Annotated in this window: 15 protein-coding genes; all 15 read left to right on the forward strand. The window is 50.6% G+C overall.

Translation table 11 applies throughout. The features are described from left to right. Positions 1-64 precede the first annotated feature (64 nt). The 15 genes from KNP80_RS12210 (at position 65) to KNP80_RS12280 (ending at position 15,202) form a co-directional block, all read left to right on the forward strand. The gene (locus tag KNP80_RS12210; protein ID WP_214834823.1) at positions 65-205 is read left to right on the forward strand and encodes a hypothetical protein; all 141 of its coding nucleotides are present in this window, start codon (positions 65-67) and stop codon (positions 203-205) included. 18 nt (positions 206-223) lie between these two features. After that, on the forward strand, positions 224-910 hold the full coding sequence (locus KNP80_RS12215; protein ID WP_214834824.1) for an aldolase/citrate lyase family protein: 687 nt from the start codon (positions 224-226) through the stop codon (positions 908-910). Next, the gene (locus KNP80_RS12220; RefSeq protein WP_214718252.1) at positions 907-1,812 is read left to right on the forward strand and encodes an NAD(P)-dependent oxidoreductase; all 906 of its coding nucleotides are present in this window, start codon (positions 907-909) and stop codon (positions 1,810-1,812) included. Before KNP80_RS12215 ends, KNP80_RS12220 begins: the two co-directional genes overlap by 4 nt. 175 nt (positions 1,813-1,987) lie before the next feature. Continuing rightward, positions 1,988-3,040, forward strand: coding sequence for a glycosyltransferase family 2 protein (locus tag KNP80_RS12225; protein ID WP_214718250.1), 1,053 nt, complete (start codon positions 1,988-1,990; stop codon positions 3,038-3,040). Between the two features lie 13 nt (positions 3,041-3,053). Beyond that, the gene (locus KNP80_RS12230) at positions 3,054-4,211 is read left to right on the forward strand and encodes a glycosyltransferase family 4 protein (RefSeq protein ID WP_214718248.1); all 1,158 of its coding nucleotides are present in this window, start codon (positions 3,054-3,056) and stop codon (positions 4,209-4,211) included. A gap of 133 nt (positions 4,212-4,344) precedes the next feature. After that, the gene (locus KNP80_RS12235) at positions 4,345-5,121 is read left to right on the forward strand and encodes a YveK family protein (protein WP_214718245.1); all 777 of its coding nucleotides are present in this window, start codon (positions 4,345-4,347) and stop codon (positions 5,119-5,121) included. Beyond that, positions 5,084-5,788, forward strand: a complete 705-nt coding sequence (locus KNP80_RS12240) for a CpsD/CapB family tyrosine-protein kinase (RefSeq protein WP_214834825.1) — start codon at positions 5,084-5,086, stop codon at positions 5,786-5,788. Before KNP80_RS12235 ends, KNP80_RS12240 begins: the two co-directional genes overlap by 38 nt. A gap of 12 nt (positions 5,789-5,800) precedes the next feature. Next, positions 5,801-7,072, forward strand: a complete 1,272-nt coding sequence (locus tag KNP80_RS12245; RefSeq protein ID WP_214834826.1) for a glycosyltransferase — start codon at positions 5,801-5,803, stop codon at positions 7,070-7,072. Further along, a complete protein-coding gene (locus tag KNP80_RS12250; RefSeq protein WP_214834827.1) occupies positions 7,015-7,950 on the forward strand; it encodes a glycosyltransferase family 2 protein in 936 nt (311 codons plus the stop codon). The genes KNP80_RS12245 and KNP80_RS12250 overlap by 58 nt, the downstream gene beginning before the upstream one ends. 21 nt (positions 7,951-7,971) lie before the next feature. Then, the gene (locus KNP80_RS12255) at positions 7,972-9,036 is read left to right on the forward strand and encodes an EpsG family protein (protein ID WP_214718238.1); all 1,065 of its coding nucleotides are present in this window, start codon (positions 7,972-7,974) and stop codon (positions 9,034-9,036) included. Between the two features lie 15 nt (positions 9,037-9,051). Then, a complete protein-coding gene (locus KNP80_RS12260; protein WP_214834828.1) occupies positions 9,052-10,593 on the forward strand; it encodes an oligosaccharide flippase family protein in 1,542 nt (513 codons plus the stop codon). Between the two features lie 191 nt (positions 10,594-10,784). Beyond that, the gene (locus KNP80_RS12265; RefSeq protein WP_214832202.1) at positions 10,785-11,810 is read left to right on the forward strand and encodes a polysaccharide biosynthesis protein; all 1,026 of its coding nucleotides are present in this window, start codon (positions 10,785-10,787) and stop codon (positions 11,808-11,810) included. Beyond that, on the forward strand, positions 11,807-12,991 hold the full coding sequence (locus KNP80_RS12270; RefSeq protein WP_214834829.1) for a polysaccharide biosynthesis C-terminal domain-containing protein: 1,185 nt from the start codon (positions 11,807-11,809) through the stop codon (positions 12,989-12,991). The genes KNP80_RS12265 and KNP80_RS12270 overlap by 4 nt, the downstream gene beginning before the upstream one ends. Continuing rightward, positions 12,918-14,075 carry a non-hydrolyzing UDP-N-acetylglucosamine 2-epimerase gene (gene wecB / locus KNP80_RS12275; protein WP_214832199.1) on the forward strand — a complete coding sequence of 386 codons (1,158 nt, stop codon included), beginning with the start codon at positions 12,918-12,920 and terminating at the stop codon, positions 14,073-14,075. The genes KNP80_RS12270 and wecB overlap by 74 nt, the downstream gene beginning before the upstream one ends. Next, positions 14,072-15,202: a glycosyltransferase family 4 protein gene (locus tag KNP80_RS12280; protein WP_214834830.1), complete on the forward strand. Its 1,131-nt coding sequence runs from the start codon at positions 14,072-14,074 to the stop codon at positions 15,200-15,202. The genes wecB and KNP80_RS12280 overlap by 4 nt, the downstream gene beginning before the upstream one ends. Positions 15,203-15,209 lie beyond the last annotated feature (7 nt).

Genomic DNA, 15,209 nt, shown 5'->3' on the forward strand with positions numbered 1-15,209 from the left:
GTTTTGTTGTTTTTCGGACGGGCTAATTCCCTAAAGTAATCAATTGATGAGAGGAGTGCTCGCCATGTCTTTAAAACTGATGTATATCACGAATGAACCGAACATAGCCCTGCTCGCTGAACAGAACGGGGTCGATTGGGTGTTCGTCGACTTAGAACTAAACGGAAAAGAAGAACGACAAGGTCATCTCGATACGGTCATTTAACGCCATGCCATCCGTGACGTGAGCCGCCTGCGCGCGGTCTTGAAACATGCCGAGCTGCTCGTCCGCGTCAATCCGATTTTCCAAGGTTCACGTTATGAGATTAATGAGGTCATCAATCGCGGGGCCGATGTCGTCATGCTTCCCTACTACAAGACGGCCGCCGAAGTGGCGGCGTTTATCGAGTTCGTCGACAAACGGGCCAAAGTCTGTCTGCTATGTGAAACGAAAGAGGCTATCGCCTGTATGACAGACGTGTTCAAACTATCGGGCATCGACTACGTCCATATCGGCTTGAACGACTTGCATCTCAGTTACGGGCAGAGCTTCCTGTTCGAACCACTCGCCGATGGTACGGTCGAAGCGGTGACACGTCAACTCCAAGCGGGCGGAATCCCGTACGGTTTTGGCGGCGTCGCTCGAATCGGAGAAGGTAAGCTTCCAGCCGAGAAGGTGCTTGGGGAACACGTGAGGCTCGGTTCGTCGCTCGCCATCCTATCGCGCAGTTTTTGTAATATTGGGGCAATCGGGAAATTTGATGCTAAACAGGCACAAATCTTCCAAGAAGGGGTATGGAAAATTAGAGCGTACGAGCAACAGCTCGAACACGCGACTCCGGAGTGGCTGGAATTGAACCGGTTGAACCTTGTCTCGACCGTGCTCGCCATCACGACGGAAATCCAGAACCGGAAAGGAATTTTGTCATGAATTTGCTGTCGACAGGAGTGCGGTTGGCTCCTGAACAACTCGCAAAACTCGAACAACTCGGCTATTCGGTGACGACGCTCCGCGAAGAGGCGGACGTGACGGACATCGACGTCTCCGAAGTCGAGGGCTTGATTTGTAATAATGTGTTTCAGTATTGTCACGTCGACGATTTTGAACGGCTACGGTTCGTCCAAGCCGTCAGCGCCGGACTCGATCGTCTCCCGCTCGACGAGCTCGAGGAGCGAGACATCCGCATTTATAATGCCGGTGACACGTACGCCGTGCCGATGGCCGAATGGGTCGTCTGGCAATTGCTCGACTTCATGAAGCACGGGGCGGCGTTCCGGGAGAAGCAGGCAAACCGGCATTGGGAGAAAGAGCGCCGATTGCGTGAATTGACCGGAAAGACCGTGGCCTTGCTCGGACTCGGTCATGTCGGAGAGGCGGTCGCGACACGGCTCCGGGCGTTTGATATGAAAATCATCGGTGTCGGGCATCGTGAGAAACAGGTGCCGTTCGTCGATCGTTACGTGCTGATGGATGAACTGCACGACGTCTTGGCGGAAAGCGATGTCGTCGTCGTCGCCTTGCCGCTCACCGATGACACGTATCATGTGATTGACGAAGGGGCGATTGCGTCGATGAAGGAAGACGCCGTCTTATTGAACGTCGCGCGCGGATCAATCATCGACGAGGAGGCGCTCATCGCCGCACTCGAAGAAGGTAAGTTTTTCGGGGTCGCCTTGGATGTTTTCGAGACGGAGCCACTACCATCCGATCACGCGCTCTATAACTTCGAATGGGTGTCGCTCACCCCACACAACTCGTACGTGTCGGATCGAGTAAACGAGCGACTGTTCGACAACATCTTTCACAACTTGCGACAAGAACAGTTACAGTAATTTGCAAAGCTGACCGGAGGGTCGGCTTTTTTCGTTTTTTATACTTCACAAAAAGATTATCCACGGCTCATTCCGTTTGTGAGTTACCTGAAAGAGCTTACGGGAACAACGATGATAGAATCACACCCGCTTTTCACTCACATCATGAAACGACAACCTAGAAGGAGTGACCCACATGCCAAGCCTTACCCCCCTCATCAGCCTGGTCGTACCCATCTACAATACAAGCGCCTTTTTGAGACAGTGTCTCGATAGCCTTGTCCACCAAACGTATCCTCATCTCGAAATCATATGTATCGATGACGGCAGTACGGACCACAGTCTCGACATTGCATTGAGCTACGATAAGGACCCGCGGGTTCGTGTCCTGAGTCAGACGAATCGAGGATGCTCGTCTTGCCGGAATCGAGGTCTTCAAATGGCATCGGGCGAGTATATCATGTTTATCGACAGCGACGATTGGCTCGATCTAGATGCGATTCGATTAATGGTCGAGCACGCGGAGGCTGAACGTGCCGATGCGGTCATGGGGACGTATGTGCGCGAATACGAAGGGCGTTCACTTCCTAAACGAATCTTTGAAGCGGACTTTTTGTCGTATGACGCAGAGGAAACGAGACGTTATGTCCATCGCCGTCTGTTCGGACTCGTCGGTGAGGAGCTCGCTCATCCAGAAACCGTGGATGCGCTCAATTCAAATTGCATCACGCTCTATCATCGTGACCTCATCAAACATTTGTCGTTTGGCGGCCCATACGGCACGTTCATCGATTTATATTTTCAAATCCAGGCGTTGGAGCATTGCCAGCGATTTATCTATATCGACTATCCAGTCTACCACTATCGAAAAACGAATGCGGATTCGGAAACCAGTTCCTACAATAAAGAGCTTATCAACTCACGGTTACAGTTTTTCCGTATTTTAATGCGTTATATTGAGACGCACCAGCTCGGAGAGGAGTACAATCGGGCGCTCTATAATCGAATCGCACTCAGTATGATTGGAATCGGGCTAAATGAACTGGCGGCACCAAAGTCGTTTATCGATCAAGCCGAATCCCTCAAGCAAGTGCTCCGAAACGAAGAGTACAAACGAGCCTATTCGCAGATGGACATGCAATATTTCGATATGAAGTGGCGGACGTTCTTTCAGCTTTGTAAACATGAAAAAACGGTCCCGCTCGTCTTGATGCTGCGTGGTGTCGACTACTTACGGAAACGCGTGTGAGGAGGAGAGAGTGATGAAACGAGTACTCATGGTCGCCTCGGTCGTCTCCATGATCGAAAGCTTTAACCGGGACAACATCCGGATGCTCCAAGAGATGAACTACGAAGTGCATGTCGCCACGAACTTCGAGTGGGGCAGCATGTATTCGCCTGAGAAGATAGCCCGCATCAAACAGGATTTAGAGGCGAACGGGGTCACTTTGTTCCAAATCGATTTCGAGCGCGACATCAAGAAGATGAACGGCCACGTCCGGGCCTATCAACAGTTGAAGGCCGTGATGACGGCGAACCGGTATCACTTCATCCACTGTCACTCGCCGATCGGCGGGGTCATCGGGCGGCTCGTCGCGCGTCAGACGCATACCCCGTGCATGTACACGGCCCATGGCTTTCACTTCTTCAAAGGCAGCCCATCCCTCAACTGGATGCTCTATTATCCGGTCGAACGAACGCTTGCCCGGATGACCGATACGATTGTCACCATCAACGAAGAGGACTTTTCACGGGCGCAAACGTTCAAAACGTCGCATACGTTCCGAATCCCCGGGATCGGGGTCGACACGAAGAAAATCGAGGCGGTCACGATCGACCGGCCCGCAAAACGTCGAACGCTCGGCATCGACACCGACACGGATTTCGTCTTGTTGTCGGTCGGCGAGTTGAATGAAAACAAGAACCACGAAACGATCATCCGGGCCATTGCCACGTTGAACGAGCCGACGCTCCATTATTTGATTGCCGGGACAGGGGAGAATAAGGATCATCTCGACCGGTTCGTCCGTGAACTTGGACTCGAACAACAAGTCCGATTGCTCGGTTTCCGAGATGACGTGATTGAAGTGATGAAGGCGTCGGACTGCTTTGTCTTCCCCTCGAAACGTGAAGGTCTTGGTATGGCCGCGCTTGAGGCGATGGCCGCCGGGCTTCCGCTTATCACGTCGAACGTCCACGGCATCAATGACTATTCGATTGATGGGGTGACCGGCTACAAATGCTCCCCGGAAGATGTGGTAGGTTTCGCCAAGTCCATTCGCACGATGCAACTTGACTTTGATTTGTCGCATCAAATGGGCTTGCATAACAGCGAATCGGTCAAAGCGTTCGATGTGGAATGCTCGAAGAACGAGATGCGGCGTATCTACTCGCAATTTATCCAAGATAAGCCGACATGATAGTTCATGAAAAGATGGTAACCTTTTCTTTTCGATTTGCAGAGAACGGCGGGTAAGAAGGTAAGACAGAGATCGACCTCATCATCACGTCTGAGTTTTGTATAGGCAACTTCGTCTGAAGGAGGGTTTACGTGTGAAAAGTCAAACGATGTTATTATCAGAAATATTTAATGTATTTAAGAAAAACGTCCTGCTCCTCATGCTCATGATGCTCATCGGTGGTGGTGCCGCCTATTATTTAAGCCAATATGTGATTGCACCGACCTATGAGGCCTCGACACAAGTGTTGATCGTTCCGAAGGAAGAGGCGGGCACGAACGTCGTCGACAGCGCCCAAGTGTCATCATCCCTGTCATTGGTGAACACGTATCGGGTCATCATGCGCAGCCCTGCCATCTTGAATGAAGTGCAAGAGCGAGTGGCACAAGCACCGACGGATATCAGCGAGATCTTGCTCGTTGAAAGTGAGGAAGAGTCTCAAGTCATCAATATTGTCGTCCAGTACGCCGATCCAGTCGTGGCGACTGACATCGCGAACGTAATCACTCAGGTGTTCGCGAATGAAATTCCAGACTTGATGAACATCGACAATGTTCGCATCCTATCGGAAGCCGTCGTACCAGGCGAACCGATTGCACCAAGTGTCGTCATGAACACCGCGCTCGGCCTGGTCGCAGGTTTTATAGTTGGAGGGGTGCTCGCCCTCATCCGTCACACGTTTGACAAACGGATTCATGATGAGCGGGAGGCAGAACTAATTTTGTCCATGCCGGTGATCGGTTCAATCCCAATCATTGAAAAGCGTGATATGAACCCAAAGGTAGTAAAACCAAAAGCTGAGGCTGGCAAAGAGCCGAAAGGAGACGATCCGCATGTTCCACCTGTCAAAGAAACAAGACAAACATCGTGATTCCGGGCGCAGACTCATCACGTTAGCCAATCCTAAATCCCCGATTGCCGAACAATATCGAACGATTCGGACCAACCTACAGTTCACGGCGCTTGGGGCCACGTTACAAACGATTGTCGTCACCTCGGCTTCACCAGGCGAAGGGAAATCGACGACGGCTTCGAACTTGGCCATCGTCTATGCCCAGCTTGGAAAACGAGTGTTACTTATGGACTGTGATATGCGCAAGCCGACGGTCCATTTCACATTTCAGCTTTCGGGTCAAACGGGAATGTCCACTGTCCTCGCCAAACGGACAACGTTTGATCGTTCGGTTCAAATGACGAAAGTACCGAAGCTTCATTTGTTGGCAGCGGGTCCAATCCCACCTAACCCGTCGGAGTTGCTCGCATCGCCGATGATGAAGCAACTGTTGGATGAGGTGAAGGAAAAGTACGACTTGATCATCTTGGATGCGCCGCCGCTCATGCACGTGGCGGACAGCCGACTGCTTGCGAGTGAGACCGACGGGACAATCCTCATCGTCGGTTGTGATAATTCAAACCGAGACCTCGTGTTAAAGGCGAAAGAACAGCTCGTCTTGTCTGGTGCCCACATGCTAGGGATTGTCATGAACAAGCGGGAACGAGGCGGCAAGGACGCCTACTACGCCTATACGTATGAGTAAGGAGGAAGAACCATGCGGATTTTACACATCAATGCCATCCATGAAGAAAAAAGTACAGGACGAATCTGTAAAGAGATTTCGTCCGTAGCGCTTGCCCATGGCCATGAGAGTGTCGTCGCTTATGCGACAGGTCCAGATACGGGAAGCGGGTTCCGCATCGGTTCATCCCTTGATCAAAAACGACATGCCTTCTTGTCCCGCTTGAGCGGGAAACAAGGCTATTTTTCAAAAGGGACGACGGTTGAACTCATCGATTTTATCGAATCGTACAAGCCTGACGTCGTACACTTGCATAATCTTCACTCCAATTACATCCATCTCGATACCTTGTTTAACTGGCTCAGTCACACCGACACGCCGACGGTATTGACGCTCCATGATTGTTGGTTTTACACCGGGAAGTGCACACATTATACACGGACCGGTTGTGAACGTTGGCGTGATGGCTGCGGCAGCTGTCCAAGACTCAAATTAGATAATCCGAGTTGGGGTCTTGATCGGACTGCCGAGATGTGGCACGACAAACAACGCTGGTTCGAAAATATCTCACGACTCGCCGTCATCGGCGTCTCCGATTGGATCACGATGGAGGCGCGATTTTCGCTCCTCGGTAATGCGAAAGTGATTCAGCGGATTCATAACTGGGTCGACCTCGATATTTTCTACCCTCGGGACACGTCGGAAATACGGGCGGCACTTGGGTTCGAAAACCGTTTCATTCTATTAGGCGTCGCTAGTTCCTGGGACGATTCAAAAGGGTTGTCTGATTTCTTAAAAGTGGCACGAGCGTTGCCGGAAGCACGTTTGTTGCTCGTCGGAGACATTCCCGACATCAGGTTACCGGTGAATGTGATTCATGTTCCTTCGACGAATCGTATCGAGGAGTTGGCTGACTATTATGCGCTCGCAGATGTGTTCCTCAACTTATCGGTCGAAGAATCGTTCGGGAAAGTGACCGCGGAAGCGATGGCCTCGGGGACGCCGGTCGTTGTACTTGATGCTACAGCGAACCCAGAGCTGGTCCCCAGCACGTGTGGTGAAGTCGTAGCTCCCGATCGCATGGAGGACATATTGGGCGCAATCGAAAAAATTCGGCGACTCGGCAAGGAACACTATGCGGATTCCTGCGTCGAACATGCACGTTCTTCCTTTTCAATGGAAGAGCGGGTCATGGATTATCTATACGTTTATGAAAGCCTTGTTCACGATAAAAGGAGGAATCTAGCATGGAACGTCCCCTCGTCTCAATCGTCATCCCCGTCTACAATGGAGCGGACTATCTAAAAGAAACCATCGAGAGCGCCCTTGCTCAAACGTATGAGCGAATCGAGGTGCTGGTGATCAATGACGGGTCGACCGATGGCGGGGCGACCGCTGAGATTGCTCGTCGCTTTGGGAGTCAGATCAGATACTATGAAAAGCCAAACGGCGGAGTATCAACGGCGCTCAATCTAGGCATTGAGAAGATGCGAGGAGAGTGGTTCTCATGGCTGAGTCATGACGACCTTTATGAACCGGAAAAAGTGAATAATCAAGTCGAGGAACTCCGAAAACTAGGTGATCAGGCCCAACGTTACATCTTATCCTGTGGGACGACGTTGATTGATGAAGCAGGTGCGCCTATTTACCGTCCTAGAAGACAGTTGAAAGGTGTATACACAGATGAGGCGATGTTTGATTACCTGTTGCTGAAAGCGTGTTTGAGCGGCTGTGCACTACTCATTCCGAAACGTGCGCTTGAACAAGTCGGTGGATTCCCGACGACGTATCGATACATTCAAGACTGGGTATGTTGGGTCGACTTGGCGTTGGCTGGATATCAGTTCAAAGTGACGACGGCACCGCATTCGAAGACGCGCATCCACGCGAAGCAACAAACCAAAAAAATCGCCGACCTCGCACCGATCGAGACGGTCCGCTTTTTTGAACGGCTGTTGATGCGACTCGAAGCCACGAGCAGTACAACCACGCCACAAATCAAAACGGTGTTCAAGGCGGTATATCGCTCAACTGACCCAGAAGTGAGGGAGGAGCTGTTGCAGCGCTTTGATGGGCACCGTCATTTGAGTCGGATGGAACAGAAACGATTGAATCTGTCAGCCATCATTTATCATCGGATGTTGACGCTTTATCGCGGCATGATGAATCTTCGCTATCGATAAACGTGAAAAGGAGGAGTTGAAATGTGGATCTATCTGATCAATATGTTGCTTCTGATCGCATGGGCGGCCCTCCTTTTGCGTGATGACGGAATCAAGAACGGGAAGTTGCTGTTTGTGACGATTGCGACATGCCAATGGATTTTATTGTCTGGATTTCGTCACTTTAGCGTCGGTGCTGACACGATGCAATACAAATGGATGTTCGACGAGACAAAAGGCATCTCATGGAAACGGCTCGGTGACAATTTTGTTAACGTCTTGTTCGGCGGAGGGGACGGACGCGATCCAGGTTACTACTTACTACAAAAAACGATTCAACTCGTGACCGAGAACTACCAATGGTACCTCTTGGCGGTCGCGCTCTTGTTCCTGATTCCGTTCGGAGTTTGGATTTATCGCAACTCGACGGAGCCATTGCTCAGCTTCTTGATCTTTTCGACATTGTTTTACGCCTTCTTTGCCATCACGGGCATCCGCCAGACGATTGCGACGGCAATTGCCGTGTTGATTGGCTACTACTTTATACAGACGAGACGGTTTTGGCCTTTTCTCGGAATCGTATTGCTTGCGGCGACGATTCATCAATCCGCTCTCGTCTTCCTTCCATTCTATTTTTTGGCCACAAAGACGATCACATCACGCTATCTGCTGTTTATGGGAGCGTTGATTCCATTCCTGTTCGTCTTTCGGGTTCAACTGTTCGAATTTTTCCGCACCATCAGCGGTTATGAAGAATATGAGTACTACACGGGGTCAGGTACCTTTAACTTCTCGATGATCTTGATTTTAATCACGGTCGTATCACTCTGGCGGCGTGAACAGATGATCGCGGTCAACCCGAATGTGACCCATTATTTGAACGCCTTGTTGCTCGCCCTTTGCTTTCTGCCGCTTACGTTCATCAACCCCTCGATGATGCGAATCGTCCAGTATTTCTCAGTGTTTGTCATGCTATTGATCCCAGAACTGCTCCGTTCTTTCGAACGTCGGGAGCGCCTGCTCGTCTATTACGTGGCCATCACGATGCTATTGCTCTTGTTCGTCCGTAACGAACCGCTTTATATGTTCTTTTGGCAACAGAAATAAGGGGAGGGGAATCTGATGACGACGAAAGTGGAGTTCGATGAACAAAAAAGCTCACGTCAAATCAAGATTGGCGTCCTCATGTCTTACGCCGCCATCGGATTCAATATTCTCGCCGGTCTGTTCTACACACCATGGATGATTGCAGAGATTGGGAAGGCGAACTACGGACTCTATATGCTTTCGCTATCACTCGTCAGCATCTTCGCCATGGACTTCGGCTTAGAGGCGGCGGTGTCGCGATTCCTATCAAAATACCACGCGCTCGGGGATTCAGAAGGGGCGTCTCGCTTTCTCGGTGTCGCCTTCAAACTGTTTATCGGGATTGCGGTGTTGATTGGCCTCGTTCTGATCGGGGTCTATCTGATGATCGACACGATTTACGCAAGTTTATCGCCTGCTGAAGTGGAGACGCTCCAAGTGTTGTACATCATGGTCGGTTTTTACATCGTCGTCTTGTTCCCGACCAAACCATTCAACGGAATTTTTATCGCGAATGAACGGTTCGTCGTCCTCAACTGGTTCAACTTGATGGAAAAAGTGTCGACCGTCGTCTTGATGGTCGGGGCGCTCTTGTTCGGATTCGGCTTATATGCGCTCGTCTTCGTCAACGCCATCGTCGGTCTATCCATTATCATCGGGAAAGGGATTTACCTGCTTCGTAAAACCGAGACGGCGATTGACTTTTTGCATAACAGCCGGTCGATGTACCGAGACATCTTTACGTTCTCCTCTTGGACGACCGTCATCGCCATCGCCCAACGCTTCATCTTGAACATCACCCCGACCATTCTCGGGGCTTTGGCGAGCAGTGCCTCCATCGCCTTGTTCTCGATCGGGATGGTCATCGAAGGATACGTTTGGACTATCTCATCAGCGATTGGATCGCTGTTCCTGCCGAAAGTTACACGCATGACGACCTATAATCGCCAGTCGGAATTAAACCATCTGTTGATTCGTGTCGGCCGCATCCAGTTGTTCATCGTCGGCTTGATTATCATCAGTTTTGCGACGATGGGCCGAGAGTTTATCGGACTTTGGGTTGGTCCAGACTTCTTCCCATCCTATACGGTCGCCCTGTTGTTGATTCTCCCAGGAATCATCACGCTGACCCAAGAAATCGCCTATACGACGTTGATTGCGGTCAATCAAATCAAATACCGGGCGTTCGCGTCGCTCATCGTCGCAACGGTCAGTGTGATTTTGTCACTGCTCTTGTCTCCGCATTACGGGGCAATCGGTGCTGCGAGTGCCATATTGGTCGGTAACTTGATTGGCACTGTGATTTTCATGAACGTCGTGTATGTCCGCGTTTTAAAATTGAGTATGTGGAAATTTTTCTATGAATGTCATGTGAAGATTGCACCGGCTTTGATGTTTCTAGGAATTCTCGGCTTCTTGCTCCAAAGGTACTTGCCTGTCGAGTCGCTCGTCCATTTCCTGTTTAAAGCGATTGCACTAGGTGGCGCCTACTTTCTCTTCTTATGGATCTTCACGTTTCGGGATGATGAAAAAGAACTGTTGCGTGGGTTTGTCCGTCATGCATCAAAGACATCCTGAACGGGGTGTCTTTTTTCGTGGAGCACAAACATTAGACATGTCATCTTTCAAAAAAATGATAAACATTTCTTTCCTATTCTCACAATGAGACGGGTAACACGATAGTATCACCATCATTGCAATTGTTTCCCACTCAATTTTCCTATCACCTTTAGAAGCCACTGACATCACGACAAAGGAGAGGATTTGCAATGTTTAAAAATAAAACTTTATTGATCACAGGGGGCACAGGCTCATTCGGAAACGCCGTCATGCAGCGCTTCCTGAAAACGGATATTAAAGAGATTCGAATCTTTTCACGAGATGAGAAGAAACAGGATGATATGCGCAAACTCTATCATGACGACAAACTCAAATTTTATATCGGCGATGTGCGGGATGTGAACAGTGTGCGCAACGCGATGTATGGGGTCGATTATGTGTTCCACGCGGCGGCGTTGAAACAAGTCCCTTCCTGCGAGTTCTTTCCTTTAGAGGCAGTGAAGACGAACGTACTCGGGACGGATAACGTCTTGAACGCGGCCATCGAGCAAAAAGTCCAAAAGGTCATCTGCCTGTCGACCGACAAGGCGGCCTATCCAATCAACGCGATGGGTATCTCCAAGGCGATGATGGAAAAAGTGTTCGTCGCCAAAGCAAAAGCGGTCGGGCCAGATCAAACGTTGATTTGCGGAACGCGCTATGGAAACGTGATGGCGTCAAGGGGTTCTGTCATCCCGCTATTCGTGGATCAAATCAAACGAGGCGAGCCGTTGACCGTGACGGACCCGTTCATGACACGTTTCTTGATGAGTCTCGAAGATGCGGTCGAACTCGTCGTCTTCGCCTTCAAGAACGCCCATGCGGGAGACATCATGGTTCAGAAATCTCCTGCGTCCACGATTGGGGTATTGGCCCAAGCACTACTTGAACTGTTCCATGCCAACAACCCGATCAAAGTCATCGGCACACGGCATGGTGAGAAGTCGTACGAGACGTTATTGACACGTGAAGAGAATGTCGTCGCAGAAGATATGGGCGGTTTCTACCGGGTACCGGCTGACACACGCGACTTGAACTATGATAAATATTTCAACGAAGGCAGCAAGCGCTTGACGGTCGAGGGCGAATACAACTCGGCCAACACAGAACAGTTGAACGTCGAGCAAGTGAAGCAACTGTTGCTGACCCTCCCTTACATTCAACAAGAGCTCGCGAGCTGGGTGAAAGTATCATGAAGATTCTCGTCACCGGGGCAGCTGGATTCATCGGCAAGAATTTAGTCGCCGAATTAACCGCGCGGGGCCATGAGGTATTTTCCTCCACGCGCGATACGTCGGAGGGCGAATTTCAACAATTTTGCCAACACGCTGAGTTCGTCTATCACTTGGCCGGGGTGAACCGTTCGGAAATTGAAACCGATTTTGTAGAAGGGAACACGGGGTCCACCGAGCGATTGCTTGAGACGTTGGCATCTTGTGAGAATAATGCGCCAATCATGTTCGCCTCCTCGATTCAAGCGACTCGGGACAATCCGTACGGACGCAGTAAACGCGCGGCGGAGAACGTCTTGAGACAAGAACATGAGAAAACGGGGCGTACCATCTATCTGTTCCGTTTCCCGAACCTGTTTGGAAAGTGGGGCCGGCCGAACTATAACAGTGTCGTCGCGACGTTTTGTTATCGGGTCGCACGAGACTTGCCGATAGAAATTCACGACCCGGCACGCACCGTGCAACTGGCGTATATCGATGACGTGATCGATGCGTTGATCGGCTTGCTCGACGTGAGAGGACAAACACCGGCCGTGTATGAGGAAGAAGTTGCAGTCCATCCGCCAATCGAGCTCGGCCGAATCGCTGACTTGTTACAGACGTTCAAAGACAGTCGGCTTAGCCTGACCGTCCCGAAACTGGATGATTTGTTCACAAAACAGCTGTACAGCACGTACCTCAGCTACTTGCCTGTTGACTGCTTCGCTTATGACTTGAAGCTGAATGAAGATGTGCGTGGTTCCTTCACCGAATTTATTCGAACGCCGGATCGGGGACAAGTGTCCATCAACGTGGCGAAGCCGGGAATCACGAAAGGGAACCATTGGCACCATACGAAAAACGAGAAGTTTCTCGTCGTCAGCGGCGAGGCGCTGATTCGTTTCCGCAAGGTAGGAGAGACCGAGATTCATACGTATCATGTCACGGGAGAGATGATGCGTGTGCTCGATATCCCGACCGGTTATACGCACAACATCGAGAATATCGGAACGACCGACTTGGTGACCGTCATGTGGGTGAATGAGTCCTATGACCCGAATAACCCGGACACATACTTTATGGAGGTGCAAGATGAAACGACTCAAAGTGATGACTATCGTCGGGACGCGTCCCGAAATCATACGCCTGTCGGCCGTCATTCATAAACTGGAACACTCTGAGGCGATTGAGCACGTCCTTGTGCATACGGGACAGAATTATGACTATGAGTTAAATGAAGTGTTCTTCCGGGATTTCGCCTTACGAAAACCGGACTACTTCCTCAATTCGGCGACAGGCAGCCCGATTGAGACGATTGGCAACATCCTCATCCAAGTCGATCCGGTGCTTGAACTCGAACGGCCGGACGCGGTGTTGATTCTCGGAGATACGAACTCCTGTCTCGCGGCAATCGCGGCCAAACGACGGAAAATCCCGATTTTCCATATGGAGGCAGGCAACCGTTGCTTCGACCAGCGCGTCCCCGAGGAGATTAACCGAAAGATTGTCGACCATACGGCGGACGTCAATTTGACGTATAGCGATATCGCCCGCGAATACCTTCTCCGCGAAGGGCTGCCGGCGGAACGGATTATCAAGACGGGGAGCCCGATGTTCGAGGTGTTGATGTCGAAACGGGAAGCGATTGAAAACTCGGATGTACTCGAGCGACTCGAATTGAGTCCTGACAACTACTTCATCGTCTCGGCCCATCGTGAAGAGAACGTCAACTCCGACAAACACTTCTTGGCACTCGTCGACAGTTTGAACGCGATCGCAGCGCAATACGGACTGCCCGTCATCGTCAGCACGCATCCGCGGACGATGAAACGAATCGATGAATTGAACGTCTCGTTTCATCCATTGGTTCGACTCCTCAAGCCGCTCGGATTTGTCGATTACAATCACCTTCAATTGCACGCCAAGGCGGTGCTCAGTGACAGTGGGACGATTAGCGAAGAGTCCTCGATTCTTGGATTACGAGGGTTGAATATCCGTGAGACGCACGAACGGCCGGAAGCGATGGAAGAAGGGGCCGTGCTGATGGTCGGTCTCGAAACAGAGCGAATCTTGCAAGGGTTATCGGTCGTCATGGAACAAGAGCGGCCTCGCATCGTCAGTGACTACAGCATGCCGAACGTCTCTGACAAAGTAGTGCGGATTTTGATTTCGTATACGGACTACGTCCGACGCGAAGTATGGAAAGGTACAACGGATCCACGTCAAACAGTAAAGGAGGGTGAACGATGAAACAAAAACTCGTTTTTATCGGAAACATCGCTTCCCCTTATCAGGTGAAGCTGTGCTACGCCTTGGAAGAGTACTTTGACTCTGAATTTTGGTTTTACGAATATCTCGATCAAAATCGACCAGACTGGTGGAAAATCCCGCTCGGTGATAAGTGTCAAGTGTTGAGATATTCGAAGTGGTTTCCGAAGATTGGCTACCTATCACTCGGTTTGATCCCAGAGTTGATTCGTTTCAAACCGGACGTCATTCTACTCGGCGGGTTCATGGCGGGACATGCGGCCATCGTGAGAATCGCTAAGCTGTTCGGCATCAAAACTGTCATTATGAGTGAGCCGCTTCGACCGCTACAAAATGACGACGACCCGTCTGACCGGCTGACGAATCCTCAGGATAATCCATACAAAACGAAGCTGTTACACTGGATGTTCAAGGACGCTGACCTCTACTTCGGGATGGGGACGGTAGCAGTGGAGCAATTCAAGCAACAGCTCGGGTTTGACCCTGATAAAGTCGTACATGCGACGTATGCCCAGGACATCGATGCGTACTTCGATCACGGCTTGAGACGGAAGCAACCGGGCGATACGTTCAAACTACTGTTTGCGAATCGGCTTGTCGAACGTTATCAGCCATTACTCGTGTTAGAAGCGTATCGGAACTTATCAAAACGCTATTCCCTCGAACTCTATTTAAATAATTCGGGGCAACAGCTTGAGGCGTGTAAAGGATATATCGCCGAGCACGAGTTGAAAAATGTCTACTTCTTAGATGAGATTCAGGCGTGGGATGAGATGCCGAAAGTGTATGAGCAAGCGGACATTTTGGTACTGCCGGCAACGTATTCGAACGGGAACGGGACCATCATCGAAGCAAGAGCCTCGGGCATGGGGGTCGTCATCAGCGATCAAATCAACAACGTCTCCCATCATTCCGTAGACGGTAAAAATTGCTATATGTGTGGTGTCACGGTCGAATCGATTGAACGAGGGATTGAACAATACCTCGAACATCCGGAGCGTCTCATCGAACATGGCATGTTATCGCGAGAACTCGTCAAGTTCCACCGTAATGATGTCACAGCCAAAGGGTACTATGACACGTTGCGCGCGAAACAGATTATTTCGTAAAGGAGAA

It is taken from the genome of Exiguobacterium sp. E4787 (assembly GCF_018618375.1).
Taxonomy (GTDB): Bacteria; Bacillota; Bacilli; order Exiguobacteriales; family Exiguobacteriaceae; genus Exiguobacterium; species Exiguobacterium chiriqhucha.